The organism is Halobellus sp. EA9 (assembly GCF_051195055.1).
GTDB lineage: Archaea > Halobacteriota > Halobacteria > Halobacteriales > Haloferacaceae > Haloquadratum > Haloquadratum rubicundus.
In genome coordinates this window covers 127,645-152,890 of sequence record NZ_JBNTJW010000001.1, presented here as the reverse complement: position 1 = coordinate 152,890, position 25,246 = coordinate 127,645, and the positions used below count along the sequence as shown (strand labels likewise).

Annotated in this window: 22 protein-coding genes; 13 read left to right on the top strand and 9 right to left on the bottom strand. The window is 67.9% G+C overall.

The annotated features are described in order from the left end of the window. The first annotated feature begins 57 nt into the window (after nucleotides 1-57). The gene (locus tag ACQUQ0_RS00720) at nucleotides 58-1,878 is read left to right on the top strand and encodes a flippase activity-associated protein Agl23 (RefSeq protein ID WP_435182565.1); all 1,821 of its coding nucleotides are present in this window, start codon (nucleotides 58-60) and stop codon (nucleotides 1,876-1,878) included. 2 nt (nucleotides 1,879-1,880) lie between these two features. Further along, a complete protein-coding gene (locus ACQUQ0_RS00715) occupies nucleotides 1,881-2,903 on the top strand; it encodes a sensor histidine kinase (RefSeq protein WP_435182564.1) in 1,023 nt (340 codons plus the stop codon). Nucleotides 2,904-2,906: 3 nt separating this feature from the next. Here the strand turns inward: ACQUQ0_RS00715 and ACQUQ0_RS00710 are convergent, their stop codons facing one another. Further along, a complete protein-coding gene (locus tag ACQUQ0_RS00710) occupies nucleotides 2,907-3,860 on the bottom strand; it encodes a transcription initiation factor IIB (RefSeq protein WP_372388749.1) in 954 nt (317 codons plus the stop codon). A 107-nt stretch (nucleotides 3,861-3,967) separates the two neighbouring features. Between ACQUQ0_RS00710 and ACQUQ0_RS00705 the strand changes: the two genes are divergently transcribed. Next, the gene (locus tag ACQUQ0_RS00705) at nucleotides 3,968-4,939 is read left to right on the top strand and encodes a lamin tail domain-containing protein (protein ID WP_435182563.1); all 972 of its coding nucleotides are present in this window, start codon (nucleotides 3,968-3,970) and stop codon (nucleotides 4,937-4,939) included. Between the two features lie 138 nt (nucleotides 4,940-5,077). Then, entirely contained in the window at nucleotides 5,078-5,710 is a 633-nt protein-coding gene (locus ACQUQ0_RS00700) for an METTL5 family protein (RefSeq protein ID WP_435182562.1), read from the top strand. 6 nt (nucleotides 5,711-5,716) lie between these two features. Here the strand turns inward: ACQUQ0_RS00700 and ACQUQ0_RS00695 are convergent, their stop codons facing one another. The 3 genes from ACQUQ0_RS00695 to ACQUQ0_RS00685 form a co-directional block, all read right to left on the bottom strand. Continuing rightward, nucleotides 5,717-7,369, bottom strand: a complete 1,653-nt coding sequence (locus ACQUQ0_RS00695; protein ID WP_435182561.1) for a rhomboid family intramembrane serine protease — start codon at nucleotides 7,367-7,369, stop codon at nucleotides 5,717-5,719. A gap of 182 nt (nucleotides 7,370-7,551) precedes the next feature. After that, nucleotides 7,552-7,830: a UPF0058 family protein gene (locus tag ACQUQ0_RS00690; protein ID WP_372388757.1), complete on the bottom strand. Its 279-nt coding sequence runs from the start codon at nucleotides 7,828-7,830 to the stop codon at nucleotides 7,552-7,554. Between the two features lie 129 nt (nucleotides 7,831-7,959). After that, nucleotides 7,960-8,169, bottom strand: a complete 210-nt coding sequence (locus ACQUQ0_RS00685; protein ID WP_372388759.1) for a ribbon-helix-helix domain-containing protein — start codon at nucleotides 8,167-8,169, stop codon at nucleotides 7,960-7,962. A gap of 250 nt (nucleotides 8,170-8,419) precedes the next feature. On the opposite strand from ACQUQ0_RS00685, the gene ACQUQ0_RS00680 reads away from it, so the two are divergent. The 7 genes from ACQUQ0_RS00680 to ACQUQ0_RS00650 all read left to right on the top strand — a co-directional run bounded on the left by ACQUQ0_RS00680 (nucleotide 8,420) and on the right by ACQUQ0_RS00650 (nucleotide 17,820). Beyond that, complete coding sequence (locus ACQUQ0_RS00680; RefSeq protein WP_435182560.1) at nucleotides 8,420-9,013, top strand: molybdopterin-dependent oxidoreductase; 594 nt, start codon at nucleotides 8,420-8,422, stop codon at nucleotides 9,011-9,013. Nucleotides 9,014-9,135: 122 nt separating this feature from the next. Next, a complete protein-coding gene (locus ACQUQ0_RS00675; protein WP_435182559.1) occupies nucleotides 9,136-10,527 on the top strand; it encodes an isochorismate synthase in 1,392 nt (463 codons plus the stop codon). Then, a complete protein-coding gene (gene menD, locus ACQUQ0_RS00670) occupies nucleotides 10,524-12,296 on the top strand; it encodes a 2-succinyl-5-enolpyruvyl-6-hydroxy-3-cyclohexene-1-carboxylic-acid synthase (protein WP_435182558.1) in 1,773 nt (590 codons plus the stop codon). The genes ACQUQ0_RS00675 and menD overlap by 4 nt, the downstream gene beginning before the upstream one ends. 54 nt (nucleotides 12,297-12,350) lie before the next feature. Continuing rightward, the gene (locus tag ACQUQ0_RS00665) at nucleotides 12,351-13,268 is read left to right on the top strand and encodes a 1,4-dihydroxy-2-naphthoyl-CoA synthase (RefSeq protein ID WP_435182557.1); all 918 of its coding nucleotides are present in this window, start codon (nucleotides 12,351-12,353) and stop codon (nucleotides 13,266-13,268) included. A 407-nt stretch (nucleotides 13,269-13,675) separates the two neighbouring features. Further along, the gene (locus ACQUQ0_RS00660; protein ID WP_435182556.1) at nucleotides 13,676-15,448 is read left to right on the top strand and encodes a PAS domain-containing protein; all 1,773 of its coding nucleotides are present in this window, start codon (nucleotides 13,676-13,678) and stop codon (nucleotides 15,446-15,448) included. 396 nt (nucleotides 15,449-15,844) lie between these two features. After that, nucleotides 15,845-16,795, top strand: a complete 951-nt coding sequence (locus tag ACQUQ0_RS00655; RefSeq protein ID WP_435182555.1) for a 1,4-dihydroxy-2-naphthoate polyprenyltransferase — start codon at nucleotides 15,845-15,847, stop codon at nucleotides 16,793-16,795. Next, complete coding sequence (locus ACQUQ0_RS00650) at nucleotides 16,795-17,820, top strand: mandelate racemase/muconate lactonizing enzyme family protein (protein ID WP_435182554.1); 1,026 nt, start codon at nucleotides 16,795-16,797, stop codon at nucleotides 17,818-17,820. Before ACQUQ0_RS00655 ends, ACQUQ0_RS00650 begins: the two co-directional genes overlap by 1 nt. 203 nt (nucleotides 17,821-18,023) lie before the next feature. Here ACQUQ0_RS00650 and ACQUQ0_RS00645 read toward each other — a convergent pair whose 3' ends face one another. From ACQUQ0_RS00645 to ACQUQ0_RS00630, 4 genes are all read right to left on the bottom strand, one after another. After that, nucleotides 18,024-18,866, bottom strand: coding sequence for a hypothetical protein (locus ACQUQ0_RS00645; RefSeq protein ID WP_435182553.1), 843 nt, complete (start codon nucleotides 18,864-18,866; stop codon nucleotides 18,024-18,026). A 387-nt stretch (nucleotides 18,867-19,253) separates the two neighbouring features. Then, complete coding sequence (gene pyrI / locus ACQUQ0_RS00640) at nucleotides 19,254-19,733, bottom strand: aspartate carbamoyltransferase regulatory subunit (RefSeq protein ID WP_435182552.1); 480 nt, start codon at nucleotides 19,731-19,733, stop codon at nucleotides 19,254-19,256. Continuing rightward, a complete protein-coding gene (gene pyrB, locus ACQUQ0_RS00635) occupies nucleotides 19,730-20,656 on the bottom strand; it encodes an aspartate carbamoyltransferase (RefSeq protein WP_435182551.1) in 927 nt (308 codons plus the stop codon). Before pyrB ends, pyrI begins: the two co-directional genes overlap by 4 nt. 79 nt (nucleotides 20,657-20,735) lie before the next feature. Further along, entirely contained in the window at nucleotides 20,736-21,986 is a 1,251-nt protein-coding gene (locus ACQUQ0_RS00630) for a Glu/Leu/Phe/Val family dehydrogenase (RefSeq protein WP_435182550.1), read from the bottom strand. Between the two features lie 286 nt (nucleotides 21,987-22,272). On the opposite strand from ACQUQ0_RS00630, the gene ACQUQ0_RS00625 reads away from it, so the two are divergent. Further along, on the top strand, nucleotides 22,273-23,040 hold the full coding sequence (locus ACQUQ0_RS00625; RefSeq protein ID WP_372388780.1) for an IclR family transcriptional regulator: 768 nt from the start codon (nucleotides 22,273-22,275) through the stop codon (nucleotides 23,038-23,040). A 74-nt stretch (nucleotides 23,041-23,114) separates the two neighbouring features. Further along, a complete protein-coding gene (locus ACQUQ0_RS00620; RefSeq protein WP_435182549.1) occupies nucleotides 23,115-24,092 on the top strand; it encodes an amidohydrolase family protein in 978 nt (325 codons plus the stop codon). Between the two features lie 176 nt (nucleotides 24,093-24,268). Here the strand turns inward: ACQUQ0_RS00620 and ACQUQ0_RS00615 are convergent, their stop codons facing one another. Further along, nucleotides 24,269-25,054 carry a 2-keto-4-pentenoate hydratase gene (locus tag ACQUQ0_RS00615; RefSeq protein ID WP_372388784.1) on the bottom strand — a complete coding sequence of 262 codons (786 nt, stop codon included), beginning with the start codon at nucleotides 25,052-25,054 and terminating at the stop codon, nucleotides 24,269-24,271. Between the last annotated feature and the right edge of the window lie 192 nt (nucleotides 25,055-25,246).

Here is a 25,246-nt window from a genome sequence, read left to right as displayed (position 1 = left end):
GCCCGGCCCCCGGCGTCGATCACAAAGCTTCTATCGGCCCGGGAGCGAGGGGTGCCTATGTCGCCCGAGGCCGACGCCGGGAACGCGGCCGGAAGCGACGGGACGGCGACGCCGTGGGGCGCTCGCCTCTCCGCCGCCGGCGTCGGATTCCGTCGGGACCGCGTGCTCGCGGCCGTGCTGGCGATCGCGGCCGTCGGGCTGTGTTTCAGACTCGTCGCGCTCGGGGCCCGGCCGTTCCACTGGGACGAGGCCCGCGTCGGCTACTGGACGCTCCGCTACCTCGAAACGGGCGCGTTCCAGTACCGCCCCGTCGCCGGCGGGCCGCTGCTCTACCACCTCGGCCGAGCGTCGTTCGCCCTCCTCGGCGCCTCGGAGTTCACCGCGCGCCTTCCGGTCGCGGTCGCCGGCGCGGGCCTGCCGCTTGCGGCGCTGCTCTTCCGGGACCGCCTCGACGACGCCGAGACGGTCGCGCTCGCGCTCGTGCTGGCGTTCCAGCCGCTGGTGCTCTACTACGGTCGGTTCCTCCGCGGCGACGTCCCCCTCGCGGTCTTCGGCCTCGTCGCGGTCGGGTTCACGATCCGGGCGTGGGACCGCGGGAGCCGCCGGGACGGCTACGCCGCCGCCCTCGCGATCCCGCTCGCGGCGTCGGCCTCGGGGTTCGTCGCGGGCTATCTGCTCTGCGGACTGGGCGCGTGGCTCCTCGTCGTCGACCAGCGGAGCGTCGCCGCCGACGGCGGACGGAGCGCCCGTGAGACGCTGGCCGCGGTCCGGCGTCGATTCGCTGGAACGGCGACGCCGGCCGCCCGCGCCGCCCTGCTCTCGGTCGGGACCGCTGTCTTCCTCTTCGCGCCCCGAGCCGGCCCCGGCGTCGAGCGGGGGCTCTACGCTCCCGCCGACCTCCCGTACGCGATCTACGAGGGCACCGTCGGCGCGCTCTGGCGGTTCGTCGGCGTCCGCCTCGTGAACCGCGCTCCCGACGGCACCCACGCCTTCCTCCCGTTCGTCCGCGACGCCGTCGCGCTCCTCGTCGCGGTCGCGCTCCCCGTGCTCGTCGCCGGCGTCGCGGTCACCCTCCTCGCGCGCTACGCGTCGCCCTCGCGACGCCGCCCGCTGATCGAGGGCGCCGGCTACTGGGGGCTCTTGGCGCTCGTCGTCTTCCCGACGCTCGCGGAGGTGTCGGCGCCGTGGACGCTCGTCCACGTCGTCGTCCCGCTGTCGCTCCCCGCGAGCGTCGGCTTCGTCGCGCTCGCCCGGCGCGGGATCGCCGCCGTCCCCCGATCGCTCGGCGGCGCCGCGGCCGTCGACGTCGGCACCGCGGTCGCCGTCGCGCTCGCGTTCCTCGCGGTCGGCGCGCAGGTCGGCGCCGTCACCGCCGGCGGCGTGTACGGCCCCGCGGACCGCTCGAACAGCCTCGCGCAGTTCGCCCAGCCCAGCGACGACCTCGAACCGATCGAGGCCGCCGCGCGGGCCGCCGCCGACGGAAATCGGTCGACGGCCGAGGTCGTCTACGTCGGCGAGTCGTTCCACCTGCTCGACGACGCGACGCTGCGCCCGCCGGTCGGCGACGCCTGGGGCGCGCGGCTGCCCCTGCCGTGGTACGTCGCGGTCGCGGGCGCGGACGCGACGAGCGCGCCGAGCGTCTCCGCGTTCGCCGAGCGGTACGGCAACGGGAGCGCGCCGCCCATCGTTGTCGCCGATCCGGCGGCGCGGGCGGCGCTCGCGGACCGCCTCGGCGACGGGTACGAGGCGACCGTCTATCGGCTCGGCCTCTGGAACCGCGAGGTCGTCGTCTTCACGCGGCGTGCGGCGGTTCGGGACCGCCGGCTTCGCGGCGCAGGAACGACCGAACCTATTTTGCCCCGACCGGGCGGAGGGTGAGTATGGACCGCGAGGTCCGGGTGTTGTTCGTCGGGGGCGACGGCCGCGGGTCGACTGCGGCATCGCTCGCGGCGGCCGACGACCGATTCGCGGTCGTCACCGAGCCCCGCTCCGGGGACGCGCTCGACCGACTCGCCGGCGACGGGGCGATCGACTGCGTCGTCTCGGCCCAGGACCTCCCCGAGACCGACGGGCTGGCGTTCCTGGAGCGCGTCGCGGCCGGCGAGCGCGTGGAGGCGACTGCGCGGCACCGCCGGGCCGACGGGTCGACGTTCCCCACGGAGGTGTGGCTCACCAAGATCGAACTCGACGAGGAGCACCGCATCGTCGCGTTCAGCCGCGACGTCACGGAGCGCCACGAGTACGAGGCGGAGCTCCAGCGACAGATCGACCGCCTCGAACAGTTCGCCACGGTCGTCAGCCACGACCTCCGAAACCCGCTCAACGTCGCCACCGGGCGCTTGGACCTCCTCCGCGAGGAGGTCGACAGCGACCACCTCGACGTCGCGGTCGACGCGCTGGATCGGATGGAAGAGCTGATCGAGGACCTGCTGGTCCTGGCCCGCGAGGGCGGACAGGCGACGGACGCCGACGCGGTCGACCTCGCCGGCCTGGCGGGCGACTGCTGGCGGACCGTCTCGACGGCCGAGGCGACGCTCGACATCCGGACCGACGAGCGGATACGGGCGGACCGCCCCCGGCTCCAGCAGCTGCTGGAGAACCTGATCCGAAACGCCATCGAACACGGCGGCAGCGACGTCACGCTGACGGTCGGCGACCTCCCCGGGGGCTTCTACGTCGAAGACGACGGTCCCGGGATCCCGCCCGACGAGCGCGAGCACGTCTTCGAGACGGGCTACTCGACCGCCGAGGAGGGCACCGGCCTCGGCCTGAACATCGTCCGACAGGTCGCCGAGGCCCACGGCTGGGACGTCACGATCACAGAGAGCGGCGCGGGCGGCGCCCGCTTCGAGATCACGGGCGTCGAGACGTTCGAGAAGACGGCCGAATCGGACCCGGCGTAGGCCTCAGCGGAAGCCCATCGCTTCGATCTGTTCTTGGTAGCGATTTCGAATCGTGACCTCGGTGACCTGGGCGACGTCCGCCACTTCGCGCTGGGTCTTCTTCTCGTTGCACAGAAGCGAGGCCGCGTAGATGGCCGCGGCGGCGAAGCCCGTCGGCGACTTCCCCGACAGCAGGCCCTGGTCGGCGGAGACGTCGATGATCTCCGTCGCCTTCGACTGGACCTCCTCGCTCAGGCCGAGCGCCGACGCGAAGCGGGGAACGAACTGCTTGGGGTCGACCGGCTTCAGTTCGAGGCCGAGCTCCTGGGAGATGTAGCGGTACGTCCGGCCGATCTCCTTTTGGGGCACCCGAGAGACCTCCGCGACCTCGTCGAGCGAGCGGGGGATGCCCTCCTGGCGACAGGCCGCATACAGGGCAGAGGTGGCGACGCCCTCGATCGAGCGGCCGCGGATCAGGTCCTCGTTGAGCGCGCGCCGGTAGATCACCGAGGCGACCTCCCGTACCGAGCGGGGGACGCCCAGGGCGGAGGCCATCCGGTCGATCTCGGAGAGCGCGAACTGGAGGTTTCGCTCGCCCGCGTCCTTCGTCCGAATGCGCTCCTGCCACTTCCGCAGGCGGTGCATCTGCGAGCGCTTTTCGGAAGACAGGGACCGGCCGTAGGCGTCCTTGTCCTTCCAGTCGATCGTCGTCGTCAGGCCGCGGTCGTGCATCGTCTCGGTGATCGGCGCGCCGACGCGGGACTTCGACTGCCGCTCGGAGTGGTTGAACGCCCGCCACTCGGGCCCGCGGTCGATCTGCTGCTCGTCCAAGACCAGCCCGCAGTCGTCACACACCAACTCCCCCTGGTCGGCGTCGGTGACGATGTTCGACGACTCGCACTCCGGGCAGACGAGCTGCTCGTCGCTCGTCTGCTCGGATTCCTGCTCACGCTGGCGCTGGCGACGCGAACGTTCCATTATAAGGTTTGTGGTGAAGGGTCAATTTAAACCTTTGTGACGTAATTTTTATACTATTCCGTTTCGGGCCCAAAGTAGTATACGGTTCCGTCGCCCAGCGGGAACCGATGCGTTCCGCGACGGCGCTCGTTCTCGCAGTTGTGCTCGCCGCCGGCTGCCTCGGAGCCGCGCCCGCGCCCGACTCCACGGCCACCGACGCCGGCGCCTCGTCGGTGTCGGGCGACGCCGTCCGCGTCACCGTCGTAGAGGTCGTCGACGGCGACACCGTCGACGTAGCGTACCCGAACGGGACCCGCGACACCGTCCGGCTGTTGGGCGTCGACACGCCCGAGACCCACGGCGAGAACACGCCCGGGGAGTTCGAGGGCGTCCCGGAGACGGCCGCCGGCCGCGAGTGCCTCGCCCGGGCGGGCGAACGCGCCTCCGCGTACGCGAGAGACCGGCTGGCGGGCGAGACCGTCACGCTGCGCTTCGACGAGCGCGCCGACCGCCGGGGGTACTACGTGCGGCTCTTGGCGTACGTCGTCGTCGACGGCGAGTCGTTCAACCGCGCGCTCCTCCGCGAGGGTCACGCCCGCGTGTACGACAGCACCTTTACCGAACGTGAACGCTACGAGGCGATCGAAGCCGAGGCGCGGGCGGCGCGCCGCGGCCTGTGGGCCTGCGCGGATCCCGACGCGCTCACGGCGACGGCGGCCGCATCGGGATCGACGACCGCCACCGCAACCCCGCTGTCCGACGGCGGGAGCGGTCCGCTCCGGGTCGTCGAGGTCCACGCCGACGCCGCGGGCAACGACCACGAGAACCGCAACGACGAGTACGTCACGTTCCGCAACGCGGGCGAGGCCGCGCTGGATCTCTCGGGCTGGGCCGTCGCCGACGCCACGGGACGCACCTACACCGTTCCCGAGGGCACGGTCCTCGACCCCGGCGCGGAACTGACGCTGCGGACCGGAAGCGGCACCGACACGGAGACGACGCTCTACTGGGGCGCCGACGGCGCGATCTGGAACAACGGCGGCGACGAGGTCGTCGTCCGCGACGACGACGGATCGGTGGTGCTCCGATACGCGTACTGACGAGCGCCGGCGGCGCGGATTACCGCCTGTTTTCGAGAAGGCTTTTTGTATTATCGGAAGGAATCTCACGGTGATGCGATCGACCGCCGAGCCGTCGGACCGCTGCCGCGAGACCGCGCCGCGAGGGGGGTGGCCCTGATGGCGACGAAGTCCGCCCTGGAGACCCAACTGGCCGTCGTCGCCGGCTTCGAGGACCCCCGCGCGGACTTGGAGCAGTACCCGACGCCGCCGGAGCTCGCCGCCCACGTGGTCCACATCGCGGACCTGAACGGCGACGTCGAGGACCGGCCGGTGATCGACCTCGGCACCGGGACCGGGATGCTGGCGCTCGGGGCCGCCCTCCGCGGGCCCTCGCGGGTCGTCGGCGTCGACGTCGACCGCGCGGCCCTGAAGACCGCCGTCGCGAACCGCCGCCGGGTCGGGACGACGACGCCAATCGACTGGGTCCACGCAGACGCGACCCGCGCGCCGCTCTGCCCCGACGGCCCCACGACGGTGCTGATGAATCCGCCGTTCGGCGCGCAGAACGGCAACGAGCACGCGGACCGGGCGTTCCTGGAGACCGCGGCGGACTTAGCCGAGGTGTCGTACTCGGTCCACAACGCCGGCTCGGAGTCGTTCGTCGAGGCCTTCGCCGCCGACCGGGGCGGGACGGTGACCCACGCGTTCCGGGCGACCCTCGACGTCGACCGGCAGTTCGACTTCCACGACTCGGAATCGAAGGCGATCGAGACCGAGGTCTACCGGATCGAGTGGGCCGACGAGGGCTGATAATGATTACTCGTAGGTCTCCTTCGAGAACAGCCGCAGGCGCGTCTCCCCGTAGGAGACGTAGACGTTCGAGCGGTTCCGGCGGAACGTCAGCCCGTTGACCGTCACCGACTCGTTCTCGGCCGGCATCCCGGCGCTCAGCGTGTGGTTCCCGCGGTCGACCCGGATGTAGTACCCGTCGGTTTCGGGGACGACCGTGACGTTCCGGCCCGCGAGCGTGGGACTCGCCCGGACGGGGTCGGAGGTGTAGACGATGCGCCCCGACTTCCGGTCGCCAAGCGCGACCCGGTAGGCGGTGCCGTTGCCGAGGACGTTCCAGCCGTCGCGCTGGGCGTACACCGTCTCGCGCCAGCCGACGCCGCCGAGGCGGACCGCGGCCTGGCCGGTGAACGCCAACCGCCCCTTCGACACGGCGGTCGTCCAAATGCCGCGCTCCTGGCTGCGGACGATCACCCCGGAGGTGTTGACCGCGGTGGTCTCGCCGAACGCCTCGACGTCGACGGCCGACACGAGGCCGTTCCGGACGTCTTCGGCGTAGGTCACCTCGTAGTCCCGGACCGAGATCTCCTCGCCCGGCAGGTCGCCGTCGCCGGCGGTGAAGAGGTTCGCCGGCACCGAGGGCCCCGCCAGCGCGGCCGTCACGAGCAGGAGCACGCCGAGGGCGACGTGCCAGCGCTCGACCGTCCCGCTGTCGACGCCGAGATCCCACGCGAAGAGCGGGTCGTCGCGGGCGACGACGGCCGAGGCGACGACGAGCGCGAGCAGGGCGACGAGCGCGACGCCGACCGCGCGGTAGAGGACGTACGTCTCGCCGCCGCGGTACCAGTAGACGGCCCACATCGACTGCTCGATCGCGAAGAGCACGGTCCCGAGCCAGAGCCGCCGGGCGCTCGGACGCTCGCTTGCCGGGCGCGTCCTGATCACCGCGAGGCCGACCAACACGCCGAGGAGCAGTCCGAGCGCGTGGCCCTGGATGGCGATGTCGGCCCACCAGGGCGAGATGTACGCCGGCCGGCCGCTCGCCGTCAGCACGGGCGTCCGGAGTGCGTTGTACAGCAGTCGGAGCGCCCCGCCGGCCGCCAGCGCCACCACGGTCCCGATCGGATAGGCGACGAGCGCGGCGCCCGCGAACGCGAAGACGACGCCCGAGAAGCCGATGATCGGACCGATCGCGAACACCGAGGTCAGGAGGCCGACGACGAGCACCGCGAGCGGAAAGACGAGGAAGGCGCGGACGAAGGGGTTCGTCCGGAGGGACGAAAACGACTGCGAGCCGCGTTCCCGCGGGAAGTGCCCCCACGCGTACTCAGCCAGCGGTGCGAGCGTCAGCGTCCCGACGAGGTTGCCGATCAGGTGCGCCGGGCCGTTGTGAGAGAAGGCCGCGGTCAGGAGCCCCAGCGGGTAGAAGTACGACCACGCGCGGAACGGGATCGTGACCGGCGAGTACCAGTACTGAAAGCCGCTCTGTGCGAAGAGGTACACCCCGAGGACCGCCGTCGCCGAGACGAGCGTGCCCCACGGGAGGCCGAGGACGAACCGCCTGCGGAGCGGCGCGCCCAGGTCGCTGCCGCGTTCCAGTCGGAGGAGGCCGAAGAGGGAGAGCGCGATCGCGACCACCACTGCGACGCGAAAGAGGAGATCGACGGGTGGGACGTCCATCGTACGTACGACGTTGGCGCGGAGTCATAAGAACTGTTGTAACCGCCGCCCGACGGTCGTGTCACCGATCCGACCCTCGGCCAGTCGACGGCCGTTCCCGCCACAGACGGCCCGGCGGTTTCCGTGTCTCCGCCACCGACCCGCTTCGCTTATCCGGGGGGCCGTCCGATCGCGGGACCGAGTCAGATCTTGCTCTCGGCGTCCTTGGCGAGTTCCTTCATTCGCTTGCCGACACGGCCCGCGTTCGAGAACTCGTCGTCGCTCATCGCCGTCGCCAGGGCGTTACCCAACACGAAGACGGCGTGTTTGTGCTCGCTCTTGGACTTGTGGACGTGCGAGGGGTCGACCTCGAGTTCCTCGTACTCGGCGAAGATCTCCTCGTCGACGTCCTCGCGACCGGCGAAGTTGTCCTTGATGATGACCATCTGTTCGTGTAGTTCCAAGAGCTCGTCTTTGTGCATAGACGTGGATACGCGAGAGGCCGTGTTAAGGATTATTGGTGGCTTCTGACACGGGTATATATATGGATGCCGATCGACTCCGCGGCGGAGCCGGACCGGGAGGGCAGGAAAACAGCGTGCGTCGAGCGGTCAGAAGACGTACTCGTCTTCGTGGCCCATCATCCCGTCGTCTTCGAACCGGTCTTCCTCGTCCATCGGGCCGCTCGTCTTGAACGCCCGAATCCCCGTCGAGAGGAGCTCCTCGATGGCTTCCTCCCGATTGACGAACTCGCCTTGGTCGACGAGTTGTGCGATCTGCATCTCTAGGTGTTCGGGGACGTTGATGTTCACCTTGGGCATCTGAACGTGAGGGGGTTTGGATCCGGGTTATTTAAACCCTGCGGCGAACTTTCAGCGTTCGAGAAACTAAATTTCTGCAATCGCGTAGATCTCTTGTTCCTTCCCGGATGATAGTTCACGCTGCCGGTAGCGACGGCGAATTAGGTCGACATTGTCGGTGATCGGGGCCGACTGGGCAGACCGAAAGCGACCCGGACCGTTGGTGACGCGCAGTCGAACAGCGTATACCGCGCCGTCGCCTACCGCGGGTATGGTCGAAGACGTCACCGATCTCTACCGGGAGTTCGGCGAGGAGCGGCTCCCGCCCGGCCAGCGCGAGTCCTCGGAGTTCCCGGTGCTCTCGAAGGGCGGCACGCCGTCGTGGGACCGCGAGACGTGGTCCTTCGACGTCTGGGGCGCCGTCGAGGAGGAACTGTCCCTCTCGTACGAGGAGTTCCGGGACCTCCCGGCGACGACGCAGCGGCAGGACTTCCACTGCGTCACCGGCTGGAGCGGCCTGGGCTTCGAGTTCACCGGCGTCCCGTTCACCGAGATCGCCGACCTCGCGGGCGTCCGCTCGGACGCGGTCCACGTGATGTTCCACGCGCTCGACGGCTACACGACGGACCTCCCGCTCTCGGACTGTCTGCGCGAGGAGGTCCTCTTCGCGTACGGGTACGACGGCGAGGACCTGCCCGAACCGCACGGCGGCCCGCTCCGCGTCGTGACGCCGCACAAGTACGCCTACAAGGGCGCCAAATGGGTCGACGGCGTCGAGTTCCTGACCGAACCGGAGCCCGGCTACTGGGAACAGCGCGGCTACTCCCAGACGGCGAACCCCTGGAACGAAGAGCGCTACGGGTGACCGCGCGGGTGCGGGGGCATCCCCGCCGTCGGAGCGCCGACGCCGTCGTGCGATCGGTTGGACGAAATCGGGAACGCGCGCCCATAGTCAAATAAAAGAGCGTGGCGTCCCGAACGCCGACAATGGAATCGTTGCGGACCGACGCGGCGGACTACCACCTCGTCAGCCGGTCGGTCCCCATCCCGATGCCCTCGTTTCGCGCCGTGCTCCGCGCCGCCGACGCGCCCCGGACCGTCTGGAGCGCGCCCGGCGAGGCGGCCGTCGTCGGGAGCGGCGCGGCGGCGACGCTGACCGCCGACGGCGCCGACCGCTTCGACGCGATCCGGGAGGCCGCGGAGGCGCTCTTCGCCTCCGGCGACGTCCACGCGGGGACCGAGGCCGCCCGCCCGCGGCTGTTCGGCGGCTTCGCCTTCCACGCCGACAGCGCCGACGGGCCGCCCTGGGAAGACTTCCCCGGCGCGCGCTTTGTCTTCCCGCGCGTGCAGGTGACCTGGACCGGCGGGACGCCCGACGCGGCCGACGCAGCGGCCGACTCTGACCGCGGCGCGTGGCTGACGGTCAACGCCGTCGGCACCGACGTCGACGCCGCGGACGTCGAAGCGCGGCTCGACGCTGAACGCGACCGACTGGCGTCGCTTTCGGACGACTCGGAGACGGGACCGCCCGGCGTCACCGACCGGCGGCGGACGACCGCCCGCGAGGACTGGCGAGCGGGCGTCGAGACCGCGGTCGAGCGGATCCGATCGGGCGACCTCCGGAAGGTGGTGCTCGCCCAGGCGCTCGAAGTCGACCTCGGCGACGACCTCTCCCTGCCGGACGTGCTCTCGCGGCTCGGCGAGGCGTACCCGGACTGTTACCGCTTCCTCGTCGAGCCCGAACCCAGCGCCGACCGCCCGCAGACGTCGTTCTTCGGCGCGACGCCCGAGCGGCTCGTCTCCGTCCGGGGCCGGACCGTCGAGACCGACGCCCTCGCCGGGACGACCGGCCGGGGCGAGACCCCCGCCGAGGACGAGTGGCTGGCCCAGGAGCTCGCGCGCGACGAGAAGAACGTCCACGAGCACGAGCTCGTCGCCGAGACCGTCGAAGACCAGCTCGCGCCCTTCGCGGCGTCGGTCTCGGCGGGCCCGCGCCGGATCAAGCGGCTCGCGACCGTCCAGCACCTCTGGACGCCGATCACGGCCACGCTCGCCAGCGACGAGCACGTCCTCTCGCTGGCGGAGGCGCTGCACCCGACGCCCGCGGTCGGCGGCCTCCCCCCCGAGGCGGCCCTGGAGACGATCCGCGAGACCGAGCCGTTCGACCGCGGCTGGTACGCGGCGCCGGTCGGCTGGATCGACGCCGCGGGCTACGGGACGTTCGCGGTCGCGCTCCGCTCGGCGGTCGCCCGCGAGGACACTGCGACGCTGTTCGCGGGCGTCGGCATCGTCGCCGACTCCGACCCCGACCGCGAGTGGGACGAAGTGCAGCTGAAGTACCGACCGATCCTCGACGAACTGGAGGCAGACGGGGGATGACGCGGCGCGGAACGGATCCGAACCGCAACACCCTCTGGGCCCGGGCGTTCGTCGACGAACTCGCGGAGGCGGGCGTCGACGCCGTCTGCATCTCGCCCGGGAGCCGGTCGACGCCGCTGACGGTCGCCTTCGACCGCCACGACGACGTCCACGTCTTCTCCCAACTGGACGAGCGTGCGTCGGCGTACTTCGCGCTCGGCCGCGCCCGGCGAACCGGGAATGTCACGCCGCTTGTCTGCACCTCGGGGACGGCGGCGGCGAACTTCCACCCGGCCGTGATCGAGGCGTCGCAGTCGCGGGTGCCCTTGCTGCTCCTCACCGCGGACCGGCCGCCGGAGCTCCGCGACTCGGGCGCGAACCAGACGATCGACCAGGAGAAGCTCTACGGCGACGCCGTCCGGTGGTACCGCGACGTCGCCGAGCCGGAGCCCGACGATCGAAAGCTCCGCTCGCTGCGGACGACCGCCGCGCGCGCCCTCGCGAAGGCGCGGGGGACGCCCGCCGGCCCGGTCCACCTGAATTTCCCGTTCCGGAAGCCGCTGGAGCCGACGCCCGTCGAGGGCGACGTTCCCGCCGACCTCCCCGGACCGGCGACGGAGGGACGCGACGGCCCGTTCGTGAACGTCGAGTCCGGCCGGCCCGAACTCGACGACGACGCGCTCAGGAAATTGGCGTCCGAGCTCGCCGAGCCCCGCGGGCTGCTCGTCGTCGGGCCGACCGACGCGCCGGGCGTCGACCCCGAGGCCGTCGCGGCGTTCGCCCACGCCAGCGGCTTCCCCGTGCTCGCGGACCCGCTCTCGGGCGTCCGATACGGCGGGCTGACGCGGACGACGCCCGTGATCGGCGGCTACGACGCCTACCTCGGCGAGCGCGTCCGCGACGCGTGGCCCGACCCCGACGTCGTCGTGCGGGTGGGGGCCTCGCCGACGTCGAAGCCGCTGCGGAAGTACCTCTCCAACACCCGCGCGACCCAGTACGTCGTCGACCCCGCCGCCGGCTGGCGCGAGGCTGAGTTCGCCGCCACGGACCTCGTCGTCGCGGACCCCTCGCGTCTCCTCGGCCGGCTCTCGCGACTCCTTTCTGGCACGGGAAGCCGCGACTGGCGCGAGCGATGGATTGCCGCCGACGCGGCCCACGAGGCGGTCCTCGACGAGGAGGGGGAGTTCTGCGAGGGTCGGCTCCTCCGCGACGTCGTCGATCTCGCGCCCGATCCGTCGACGCTCTTCGTCTCGAACTCGATGCCCGTCCGCGACCTGGACCGCTTCGGGGCGCCGACGACGACGTCCCTGACCGCGCTGGGCAACCGCGGCGCCTCCGGTATCGACGGCATCGTCTCGACGGCGCTCGGCGCGGGCTCGGCGACGACCGACGACCTGACGCTCGTGACCGGCGATCTGGCGTACTACCACGACATGAACGGGCTCTTGGCCCTCGGCCGCTGTGACGTCGACGCCACGATCGTCCTCATCAACAACGACGGCGGCGGGATCTTCCATATGCTCCCGATCGAGCGGTTCGACCCGCCCTTCACCTCGCAGTTCGTGACGCCCCACGGCCTCGACTTCGCGCCGACGGAGGATCTCTACGACCTCTCGTTCGCGCGCGTCGAGGGGGGCGACCGCGAGGCCTTCCGCGAGCGGTACGCCGACGCGACCGACCGCGAGGGCTCGCACGTCATCGAGGTCCGGACCGACGCCGAGTCGAGCCACCGCGTCCGCGAGGACCTCCGCGAGGGGACCGTCGAGCGAGTGCTCGACGAGACAGCGTAGCTCCCGGCCGGCGCGCAAACGAATCTTTTTGCGGACTCCGACCGGCCTCCCGGTATGGTCTCAGAGATCTTCGACGCCGAGCGCTGGGAGCCCGTCGATGGGTCCGACGCCTTCGACGACATCACCTACCACCGCGCCGTCGACGTGCCCGCGGTCCGGATCGCGTTCGACCGCCCGGAGAAGCGCAACGCCTTCCGGCCGGGCACCGTCGACGAACTCTACGCCGCGCTCGACGACGCCCGGAAGAAAGCCGACGTCGGCTGCGTGCTCCTCACGGGCAACGGCCCCTCGCCGAAGGACGGCGGCTGGGCGTTCTGCGCCGGCGGCGATCAGTCGGTGCGCGGCGAGTCCGGCTACGAGTACCGCGGCGACGACGCGGCCGACGAGTCCGACGACGAGCTGGTGAGAGAAGCGAAGGCGGGGCGGCTCCACATCCTCGAAGTCCAGCGGCTCATCCGGTTTATGCCGAAGCCCGTCGTCGCGGTCGTGCCCGGCTGGGCGGTGGGCGGCGGCCACTCGCTCCACGTCGTCTGCGACCTCACGCTCGCGAGCGAGGAGCACGCGAAGTTCCTCCAGACGGACCCCGACGTCGCCTCCTTCGACGGCGGCTTCGGGTCGGCCTACCTCGCGAAGCAGATCGGCCAGAAGAAGGCCCGCGAGGTGTTCTTCCGCGGGAAGACCTACTCCGCCGCGGAGGCCGTCGAGATGGGGATGGCGAACGAAGCGATCCCCCACGAGGACCTCGAAACCGTCGCCCTGGAGTGGGCTGCCGAGATGACCGATAAATCCCCGACTGCGATACGAATGCTCAAGTACGCCTTCAACCTCGCCGACGACGGCCTGGTCGGCCAGCAGGTCTTCGCCGGCGAGGCGACCCGGCTCGCGTATATGACCGACGAGGCCCGCGAGGGCAGAGACGCCTTCCTGGAAGGCCGGGATCCGGACTTCTCCCAGTTCCCCTGGCACTACTAACCCACCTTTTTTACACCGGGGCCTCGCGCCGCTTCGCGGCGCTCGACCCCGGTCAAAAAATCTGGACCAAAAAATGCCGACTGAGCCGTCGCCCACGGCTCAGTCGGGGAACCGCTCACTCACTGCGTTCGCTCGCGGATGCTCAGTATAGGCACTTTACACACCGAATGTCTTCGCTACATATGCCTCGGTGGCCTCGCTGACTGTCTTCGATGACCCCCCGTCTGAACTCACCGTCGCTTGGCACCGACTTGATACTGCGGAATTGACTGGTCGTCAATCCCCACCTGTCACTGAACACTAAATCGGGGGTTGGACCGGTCATACTCTCCAAAATCCACCTTACAGGCACCCATACCAGAAGGCCACACATCTATATGGGTCTCGTCTGAAGAATTGCATTGCATATGAGTGTCCGGAATTTAGGCGACGAAAATCCCCCGTTCGTCGTCCACGACAACGGACCCATTCTGTATATCAACGAGTCTGGGCTCGCCTTGTTCGAAGCTGACTCACCGGACGCGTTCGCTGGAGAATCAATATTTGAATTTATCGTAGAACGACATCAGAATGACGTAGCCGAGCATTTCCAGCGAATCCACTCGGGCGAACTTGCTACAGCCGGGCGGACGTTCGATTTGACTACACCATCTCTCGAATCGAAGACCGTAATCGCGTTGAGTACGCTCGTTGAGTGGGACGGTGCCGAACGCATCCAGACGCTGTTTTTCGATATTGACAGTCAATTACCACCGAGTCTTTCCGAGCAGACAATGGATGCCTCTCCGATCGGCATCTCTGTGGCGGATGCAACGCGGGATGACGAACCGCTCATCTATGTCAACGATGGCTTTGTCGAGTTAACCGGTTATTCACGGAGCGAGATTCTCGGTCGGAACTGTCGGTTTCTCCAAGGTGAGGAAACGAGTGAAGACACCGTCGCCGAGATTCGTAAGGCGATTGATGCAGAAGAACCGATTGTCACCGAGCTTCTGAACTACCGCAAAGATGGATCGATGTTCTGGAACCGACTTTCGATTCAACCGGTGAGGGACGATACCGGGACAGTCACGCACTTCCTCGGATTCCAACAGGATATCTCGGATGAAAAACTCTACGAGCAGGAGCGGACGCTGTTTGAATTACAAGCTGACGCAATCGAACAGGTCGTGTTCATTACGGATGCTGATGGGTCGATCGAATACGTGAACCCCGCCTTCGAGCGGACAACAGGCTATACCGCTGAAGAAGCGATTGGGGAAAATCCGCGTCTCTTGAAATCCGAGCAGCAAGACGAGGAGTTCTACAGGGAGTTGTGGGAGACGATCTCCGCTGGCGACGTATGGGAAGCGGAACTCGTCAACCGCCGTAAATCCGGCGAGCGGTATCGGATCAAACAAAAGATCGTTCCGATAACGAACGAGCGCGACGAAATCACACATTTCGTAGCGATAGAAGAGGACATCACGGATATCCAATTCATCGAAGAAGTGTTGTCGGTGATGGATCGAGTCTTGCGGCACAACGTTCGGAATTCGGTGACAGCGATTGATGGGTACGCAAATCTTCTCGAAGGAGAATTAGACGAGACAGAGCATCGCGCGGCGGTGCAAACGATCCGTGACCATACACACAAACTGGAGCAAGTCAGTAGCGAGACTCGGACAATTCGTGAACTCTTCCGCCGTCGCCACAGCCAGCATTCCCTATCCGTTGGTGCGATTGAGGGGTTTATTGAGACACGGCGCGAGCAACATCCGGCTGCGGAAATCGAACTCGGAATGGACATCGATTCTGGTGTAGAGATCCAAAACGGGAGTTTACTCCAATTAGCAATCGACGAGGCGTTGGAGAATGCGGTCGTCCACAACGACCAAGATCACCCCCACGTGATGGTGAAGGTCGATCAAATCGAGTCCGAGTCGGAGGTCCGGATCGAGATTGCTGAGAACGGGCCAGGAATTCCAGCGGACCAATGGGAGGTCATCACGGCTGGCAAAGAAACTGCGCTCGCACACAGTACTGGCATCGGATTGTGGTTGATTCACTGGACAGTCACTGCACTCGGTGGGACATTAGAACGAAGGGACAACAAACCCAGAGGAACGATTCTCAGGTATCTCATCCCGATCGGTGCGGGCGATCACTCAGACCAGTTTGACGTAATGGATCGCCTGTAACTTTTGGCGACTACTCTCTCAAACTACCGCTACAGCATAGCTAAAATTGAGAGAGTCACAATCAAAAAGCACGTATGCTCTAATGGAAGATTCACCAGTTTTCACGTGAAATAATCTTCCTGAGAGTAGCTTTAGTAGCCCTACCCGACAGAACAATCAACCTACAAACCAACCGAATATGCGAGAGCCCACCGGCGCACGTTCGCGCGAACGAGGGGTCCGAAGGACCCGGAAGTGAGTGCGATTCACCGAGAGCGAGGCCGAAAGCCGAGCTCTCGGCATTTTTTGGTCCAGATTTTTTGCGGGGGTTCGAGGCCGCGCTGCGCGCGGCCGAGGACCCCCGACAAAAAAGGTGGATGCGAAGTTTGACGCCGCCGCCGTTCCCACCCCGACGTGATGAGCACACAGGACATCAGCCGGCGTCGGGCGTGGGTGATCGCCGCGCGCCCGCAGACGCTCCCCGCGGCGGCGGCGCCGGTGATCGTCGGCACGGGGCTCGCGGTCCACGACGGGGTCTTCGCCGCCCTCCCGGCGCTGGCGGCGCTCGTCGGCGCCGGGCTGATCCAGATCGGGACCAACTTCGCGAACGACTACTACGACGCGGTGCAGGGCGCAGACACCGACGACAGGGAGGGGTTCACCCGCGTCACCGCGGGCGGTCTCATCGCTCCCGAATCGGTCAAGCGCGCGATGTACCTCACCTTCGCGCTCGCCATCCTCCTCGGGTCTTACCTCGTCTACGTCGGCGGCGTGCCGATCCTCGTGATCGGCCTGCTGTCTGTCGCGTCGGGCATCGCGTACACCGGCGGCCCGTACCCGCTCGGCTACCACGGCCTCGGCGACCTCTTCGTGTTCGTGTTCTTCGGCCTCGTCGCGGTCGCCGGGACGTACTACGTCCAGGCGGCTGCGGTCCTCGCGGCGCCGTTCACGGTCGGGATCCCGTCGGGGACGCTCCCGGTCGTCGCGCTCGTCGCGGCCCTGCCGATCGCGGCGCTGTCGACGGACATCCTCGTCGTCAACAACGTCCGTGACAGGGCGGAGGACGCGACCACCGGCAAGCGAACGCTCGTGGTCCGGTTCGGCTACGGCTTCGCCCGCGCGGAGTTCGTCGCGATGCTCGCCCTGGCGTACGCCGTGCCGCTGTGGTTCTTTTTCCGGGAGGATTTCACGGCCGCGGTCCTGCTGCCGTTCCTGACGGTGCCGACCGCGCTCGACATCACACGGACGATGCTGACCGAGACGGCCGGCGAGGTGCTGAATCCGACGCTCGAACGGACCGGGCGCCTGCTTGCGGCCTACGCGGTCCTGTTCGCCGTGGGCCTCTCGGTCACGGAGCTACCGTTCTGATGCGCGTCGATCCGTTCGCCCTCCGCCTCCGCTCTTCGCTTTCGACCGCCGCCGGGGAGATCGACCGCCGCGAGGGCTTCCTCGTGCGCGTCGAGCGCGGGGACGCGGTCGGACTCGGCGAGGCGACGCCGCTTCCCGGGTGGACGGAAGGCTACGAGGAGTGCGAGGGGGCGCTGGAATCGGTTGACGACCGCGACGGCGACATCGGCCCCGACGCCCCCGCGGCGCGACACGGCGTCGAGCTCGCTCGCGCCGACGCGGCCGCCCGCGCCGCCGGTGAGTCGCTGGCGCGGTACCTCGGCGACGACGCGGCCGAGACCGTCGCCGTCAACGCCACGATCGGCGACGGCTCCGTTGAGGAGACCCGCTCGGCCGCCCGCGAGGCCGTCCGAGACGGCTACGCCGCGCTGAAAGTGAAGGTCGGCGCTCGGTCGGTCCCCGCGGACGTCGCGCGACTGCGGGCGATCAGAGCGGCCGTCGGCGACGGCGTCGAACTCCGCGCGGACGCCAACGGCGCGTGGGAGCCCGCCGAAGCCGAGTCGTTCTTCGCGGCCGCGGCCGACGCCGCGCTCGATCTCGCGTACGTCGAACAGCCGCTCCCGCCCCAGTCTGTGGCCGAACACGGGGCGTTGGATTCCCGGGGAGTCGATCTCGCGCTCGACGAGTCGCTCGCGGCCGTCGGCCCCGACGCAGTGCTCGAAAGCGGCGTGGCCGACGTGGTCGTCTGCAAGCCGATGGCGCTCGGCGGTCCGGTCCGGACGCTCGAATTCGCCGAGCGCGCCGCGGCCCGCGGCACCGACGTCGTCGTCACGACGACCATCGACGCCGTCGTCGCCCGCACCGCCGCGCTCCACGTCGCGGCCGCGGTCCCGACGCGACGGGCCTGCGGCCTCGCCACCGCCTCGCTCCTCGCGGCGGACCTCGCAGCGGACCCCGCGCCCGTGGAGGACGGCGAGATGCGCGTTCCCGACGGACCCGGCCTCGCCGGCGACGCGTTCGAGTCGCTGCGGCGAAACGGGCCGTAGCGCTCGTTCTGCCGCGGAGCAGTCTCGAATCCGGCGGCGGGTATAAGCCGCTCCGCGCCCACACGCGAGTATGGCCGAACCGACGCCGGGCCAGCGTCGACTCCTCGCCGGACTGTTCGTCTTCGCCGCGGTCGTCTTCGTCGTCGGGATCGTCGCCGTCGCGTTCCTCGCGGGCGTGATCTGACGCCGATCCCCGCGCCTCGCTACTCCTCGCCGGGGCGGTGAGTCACGCCCGATCGGCTGTCGGCGCCCTTCCGACGGATGGCGGCCGCGGCGGTCGAGGCGTCGTAGCCGAAGTAGACGTGATCGGCGTACTCCTCGGCGACTTCGGCGGCGCGCACGAGGTCGTCGAGGTCCAGGTCGACGGCGTAGAGCTCGACCGAGAAGGGCGTATCGAGCCCGCTGAGTCGGCTCTCGAAGCCCTTCGCGATCGTCTCCAGCCAGTAGGTCGTCCCGTAGTGGGTGTCGTAGAGCGGGACGACGAACTCGTCGATGTGGGGGGCGAGCGCGTCGAGGTCGAGGCCGGCGCGGCGGTAGAGGTGACCGTCGTACGGATCGGGATAGAGCGTCAGGTAGGTGCGGCCCGGGATCCGGTCGGCGGCCGCCGTGACGAAGTCGGTGATCACGTCGGCGCGCCACGCCAGCCAGTCGTCGCGGTCGCTCTCGGCGAAGCGGCGCTCGCACCGCTCACAGTGACAGAAGCCCTCGCGGGGGAAGCCGACGTCGTCGAGGCGGACGTCGTCGTTTTCGGCGGCGCAGTCCTCGACGATCTCCAAGAGCCCGGCGCGGTACTCCTCGTGCGTCGGGCAGATGTAGGACCAGTCGAAGTACCGGCGGTCGCGCGTCGCCTCCTCGCCCGCTTCGTCGACGGGGACGAGGTCGGGATCCGAGGACGCGGCGGCGTTGTCTCCGAAACACGAGATCATATTCACCGCCTCCGCGAGCGGTTCGGCGGCCCGGCCGGTGACGTCTTTGACCTCGTAGAAGCCGACGTCGAACTCGCTCCACCCGACCTCCTCGGCGTTCCGCGTGACCACACCGTACATATCCGCTCTTCCGGGGCGAGCGGTATCAGTCGTTCGTTCCCGCCCCCAACCCATCCCGGGGAAACGCCGTCGCCGGCGGCTACTGCTCGCGGCGTGTGAGATCGGCGGGAACACTCGGCGTCGTCGGTCCGTGGCGACGGCGACGCTGTTTTCCGATTCGCTATCGCAGTTAAGAACGGGGGTCCGAGGGCTATTGGTCGTCGACTTCGACTTCGACGGTCTCGTCGCCGCCGGAGACGACGAAGTAGACGAGTGCGATGAGGGCCAGTACCAGGATGAACTTGGATTTTCCGGACATACGAGGGGGTAGGACATCTCGGTACAAAGTGGTTTCCCTCCGAGAGCCGGGCGCGTGGCTCCGAAAACAGACGGCGACCCGATCGTTCGTCAGGACACGTCGAGGTGAGTCGCCATCTCGTCCTCGCGGACAATCTCGCCGCAGTAGTCACACCGCAGGCCGTCCGAGAAGACGACAAAGCGCGTCTCGACGGGCTCGTCGGCGTTCGTGATGCAGTTCCGGTTCGGACACGAGAGCACGCCCGTGACGGCCTCGGGGCGCTCGATCCGCTTCTTCTCTATGACGTCGTACTCGCGGATGATGTTGATCGTCGCCTCCGGCGAGATGACAGAGAGGACGTCGACCTCCGACTGGCTCAGCTCGCGGTCTTCGACCTTCACGATGTCCTTCTTCGCGAGCTTGTCCGAGGGGACGTTCATCCCGACCGAGACGCTCTCGCCGCCGGAACCGTCGATTCCGAGGAGCGCGAGGACGTTCAGCGCCTGCCCGGCCGCGAGGTGGTCGATCACCGTCCCGTTGCGGATCTTCGAGACGCGGAGCTCGCGGTCGCTGTCGTCGGTGTCGTTCATTGGCTCCCCCCCTCGGCGTTTTCGAGCAGCATATCCAGCAGCGCCATCCGGACGGGGACGCCGTTGTGGGCCTGCTCGAAGTACTTCGCGTGATCGGTCTCGTCGACCTCGGGCGCGATCTCGTCGACGCGCGGCAGCGGGTGCATCACCGTCAGCGAGTCCTTCGCGGCGTCGAGGTCGTCGGTGTCGATCTGGTACTCGCCGGCGACTTTTCGGTACTCGTTCTCGTCGGGGAAGCGCTCGCGCTGGATCCGCGTGACGTAGAGGACGTCCAGGTCCGCGAGCACCTCGTCGAGGTCGGTGTGTTCCCGCACCTGCGCGCCCGACTCGTGGAGGTCGTAGCGGACGCTCCGGGGGAGCCGGAGGCTCTCGGGGCTGACGAAGTGCTGGCGCACGTCGAAGTTCGTCAGCGCCGCGGCCAGCGAGTGGACGGTCCGGCCGTACTTCAGGTCGCCCATGATCCCCACGGTGACGTCGTCGAGGCCGGCGTTCTCCCGCATCGTGTAGAGGTCGAGGAGGGTCTGGGTCGGGTGCTGGCCCGCGCCGTCGCCGGCGTTGACGAGCGGCACGTCGACGAACTCCGTGGCCATCTTGGCCGCGCCCTCAGAGGGGTGCCGGAGCACGAGCGCGTCGGCGTAGCCCTCGATGACGCGGACGGTGTCCGCGAGCGTCTCGCCCTTCTTCACCGACGAGGACTCGACAGAACCCATATCGATCGTCCGCCCCCCGAGTCGCTTCATCGCCGTGTCGAAACTCATCCGCGTGCGGGTGCTGGGCTCGAAGAAGCAGAGCCCGAGGACCGTGCCGTCGCGCCGCCCCTGCCAGGCGCCGACGTCGGCGTCGAACTCCGCCGCGCGGTCGAGCACCGCCTCGATGTCGGCCCGCGACAGCTGGGTCGCGGAGATGAGGTGGTCCTGACGCATCGTATACGTGCCCGCGGGGTACGGACTTGAATCGCTCGGGTCGCTCCGGGTGTGGAACGCGGGAACACGCCTGACGGGCTCAGGGCCAGTTGCCGCCCTCGCGGTACGACTCGACGATCCGCCGGATGGCGACCACGTAGGCCGCCGTCCGGAGGTTCGGGACGTCGTGGGACTCGAAGGCGTCGACGAGTTCGTCGAAGGCGCTCGTGATGACGGATTCGAGCTCGTCGTTCACCCGCGCTTCGGTCCAGGGGAAGCGCTGGCGGTTCTGCACCCACTCGAAGTACGAGACCGTCACGCCGCCGGCGTTCGCGAGGATGTCGGGCACGACGCGGACGTCGCGCTCGGTGAGGACGTCGTCGGCGTCGGGCGTCAGCGGCCCGTTCGCGGCCTCGACGATCACGTCCGCCCGGACGTCGCGGGCGAGGTCGCCGTCGATGGCGTTCTCCAGGGCGGCGGGCACCAGGAGGTCGACGTCGAGCGTGAGAAGTTCCTCGTTCGTCTTGGCCTCGGCGTCCCCGTAGTCGGAGACCGAGCCGGTCTCGGCCTTGTGGGACTTCACCGCGCGGGGGTCGACCCCGTCCGGGTCGTAGATCGCGCCCGAGGAGTCCGAGACCGCGACGACGGACGCGCCGAGGTCGTCGATGAGTTTCGCGGCGACCGAGCCGGCGTTCCCGAAGCCCTGGACGGCGACGGTGGCGCCCTCGATGTCGGTGCCGAGGTAGTCGAACACCTCGCGCGCGGCGAGCATCACGGAGCGCCCGGTCGCCTCGATGCGGCCCGCGCTCCCGCCGGAGGACTTGGCCTTGCCGGTGATCACGCCCGGCGCCGTGGTCCGTTCGAGCGTCTCGTAGGTGTCCTTGAACCAGTTCATCTCGCGCTGGCCGGTGTTGACGTCCGGCGCGGGGATGTCGCGCTCGGGACCGACGAACGGGCGGAGTTCGGTCGCATACGAGCGCGTGAGCCGTTCGAGCTCCGCGGTCGAGTACTCGCTGGGATCGACGACTATACCGCCCTTCCCGCCACCGTAGGGGATGTCGACCACGGCGCACTTGTAGGCCATCCACCCCGAGAGCGCCTTGACCTCGTCGCGGGTGACGTTCGGGTGGTAGCGGATGCCGCCCTTGTACGGGCCGCGGTCCCCGTTGAACTGCGAGCGGAAGGCCCTGAACTGCTCTAAGGTGCCGTCGTCCAACTCGACGGAGAGAGTCAACTCCAGGACGCGCTCGGGGTGCTTCAGCCGGCCGATGACGTCCTCGTTGACGTCGAGATACGCCGCCGCGTCGTCGACCTGCTCCTGGAGGCTCTCGAACGGATTGGCTTCGCTCATACTAAACCGCAGAACCGCGGCGTGGTTATAGTTGCTGGAGGCCTCACCGATTCGGCGCGTTGCGAGCGCGATCATCGGTGGCCGATGATTAAGTCAATCAAAATTCAAATAGCTATATAGTTTTAATATGGACAATATATTAGGGATAAAATCGCGTCAAAACCCCAAATAAAGCCGATTGCTGAGAAATAAAAATTAAAACTCTAATCAGTTTTAACAATATGCGATATCCGGCCAATAGTTTTCATACCGAAAATGTATGTACCTCCCCGTTCTTCGGGTACGTATGACGAAGAAGGCGAACCATCCCGTCAGGACGACCGAGAAGACCCTCGAACTGATCGAGGTCCTCGACACCGACGACGGGTTCCGCCTGAGCGAACTCGAAGAGCGGCTCGATATGAGCAAAAGCGGGATCCACAACCACCTCAGCACGCTTCGGGAGCACGGCTACGTCGAAAAGCACGGCGACGAGTACGCGCTCAGCCTCAAATTCCTCTCGCTCGGGGGACACGTCCGTAGCCGCTCGCCGCTGTACCGACACGGCCGGGCGAAGATCGACCAGCTCGCCGACGACACCGGAATGCTGGCGAACCTCGCGACCGAGGAGAACGGCCGGGCGGTCTACCTCTATCAGTCCCGCGGTCGCTACGCCGTCAACCTCGACACCCACGTCGGCTTCCGCCTCCGCCTCCACAACGTCGGGATCGGGAAGGCCATCCTCGCGTCGCTCCCGCGCGAGCGCGTCGAGGAGATCATCGACCAGTGGGGCCTCCCGGAGGCCACGGAGAACACGATCACCGACCGCGAGGAGCTGTTCGCAGAGCTCGACGAGATCCGGGAGCGCGGCTACGCGACCGACGACGAGGAGCGAACCGAGGGCCTCACCTGCATCGGCGCGCCGGTGAAGCTCGGCGGCGAGGTGCTGGGCGCGATCAGCATCTCCGCGCCGACGAAGCGCCTGGGGAACGCCGGCTTCGACGACGACATCACCGCCGAGGTCGAGAGCACCGCCCACGAGCTCGCGCTCGACATCAAGTACGCCCGACAGTAGCGCCAAGTCTCTGGGATCGGTTCGCCAACGTCAGTGAGAACAATTATCACCTCGGTCCGGCGTAGTACCCACGTATGCCGGAAATCGTCGACGGGTACACCCACATCCTGACGGAGCACTTCTTCGAGGAGCTGACCGACCGCTTCGGATTCCAGGGGCTCTCGGGCCGCCCCGAGTTCCTCTGGGACGTCGAGCAGCGGAAGCAAGACATGGACGACTACGGCGTCGACAAGCAGGTCATCACGCTCGCTCTCCCCACGTTGTTCCAGGGGATGGACCACGACCTCGCCCTGGAGATCACGAAGCTCGCCAACGACGAGGTCCGCCGGCTCGCCGACGAGCACCCCGACGACTTCATCCCGGTCGCGACGCTGCCGAAGGTGAGCGGGGAATTTATGACCGAGTTCGAGCGCTGCGTCGACGACCTCGATATGCAGGGGGTCCAGATCTTCTCGAACATCGACGGCAAGCCGCTCGACCACGAGACGTTCTGGCCGCTCTTCGAGGAGGCAGAAGCCACCGACACGCCGCTGTGGATCCACCCCCAGCTGTGGGAGTGGTACGACTGGGCCTCCGAGTATATGGAGCACCGCCTCTTCGGGTGGCCGTTCGACACGACGCTCGCCCTCTCCAGATTGGTCTTCGGCGGCGTGATGGAGGAGTACCCCGACCTGGAGATCGTCTCCCACCACGGCGGCGGGATGGTCCCCTTCTACGGCAGCCGCATCGAGATGTTCTACCAGCAGCGGCAGGCCTACCCCGAGAACTACCCCGAGTTCCACGAGAACAGCGCGCCGCTCTCCCGGCCCGCCGAGGAGTACTTCAAGACGTTCAACGCCGATGCGGCCGTCTCGGGCTCGACGCCCGCCCTGGAGTGTGCGGCGTCGTTCTTCGACGACGGCAACGTCGTCTTCGGGACCGACTACCCCTTCAGCCCCGAGCGCGGCCGGCGGACGATCGAGGTCACCATCGACGCGGTCGAGGAGATGGACGTCGACGACGGCGTGCGAGCGGACATCTTCGCCGGGAACCTCTACGATCTGATCGACTGACTCCGATCGGTTTTCACATATAGAACGACCCCGAGAAATTTCCCCCGATTAGAACAGGCGTACGGCTGTTACGAACCTGATCCCAGCCCGCTTTTCGCCCGAACCGTCGGGAAAATATCGGCCCCCCGCGAGCGCGGATTTTCTATGTGGAAACGTTCTCCGAAGGCGGGCCGCGGTTACTCCGCGCGGACTTCCATCGTGCCGAGGTTGGTGAACTCGATGCTGTAGAGGTCGCCGGGCTCCATATCGATCGCGGCCGTGATCCCGCCGCTCATCACGAGCTCGCCCTCGCGGAGGTGGTCGTCGACGTCGTCGAGGCGGTCGGCCAGCCACGCGACCGGGCGGGCGGGGTTGCCCATGATGTCCGCGCCGAGGCCCGTCGCTTCGACCTCGCCGTTGACCGAGACCGCGACGCCCTCCATTTTCAGGTCGAGATCGGTGACGTCGCGGTGCTGTTCGCCGACGATGACCTTGCCCGCGGAGGTGAGGTCTGCGATCACGTCCTGCGCGGAGGGGATCGACCAGCCCTGGAAGCGGCTCTCCAGGATCTCCACGACGGGGACGACAGCGCGCGTCGCGGCCAGGATGTCCATCGTCGAGACCGGCGGTTCGAGGTCCTCGTCGAGGACGAAGCCGATCTCGGCCTCGATCCGCGGCGAGATCATCTCGTCGACGACGACGGGCTCGTTCTCCAGTACGGTCTCGTGGGCGACGTAGCCGAAGATCGGCTCCGGGATGCCGAGCTGTTCCTGCTTGGCCTCGCTGACGAGGCCGAGCTTGTGACCGACGACCTCCTCGCGGCCGCCGGCGCTGAGTCGGTCGAACACCTCGAACTGGATCTGATACGCCTCCTCGGTGGTGATCTCGGTGTCGTCGCTCAGCGGCGGGATCGGCTCCTTCTCGTCGTAGGCGTCGTAGAGCCGCGTCGCGAGGCTGTCGATTTCGTCCTGACTGAGTGGCATACACTCGCTACGTTCGGTGGTGTACTCATTATACTTTCGACAACGGGTGCGCGTGCGTCTCCGTCCGGTCGAAATGCCCTCACGAGTCGATTGGGGTGATGAAACTACTCCCGATTACGTTCGTCCTGATTATTATAATACGTCCGGGATTCCGACAGCGACACCATTTTACTCCCGGGAACCGTTGATTTG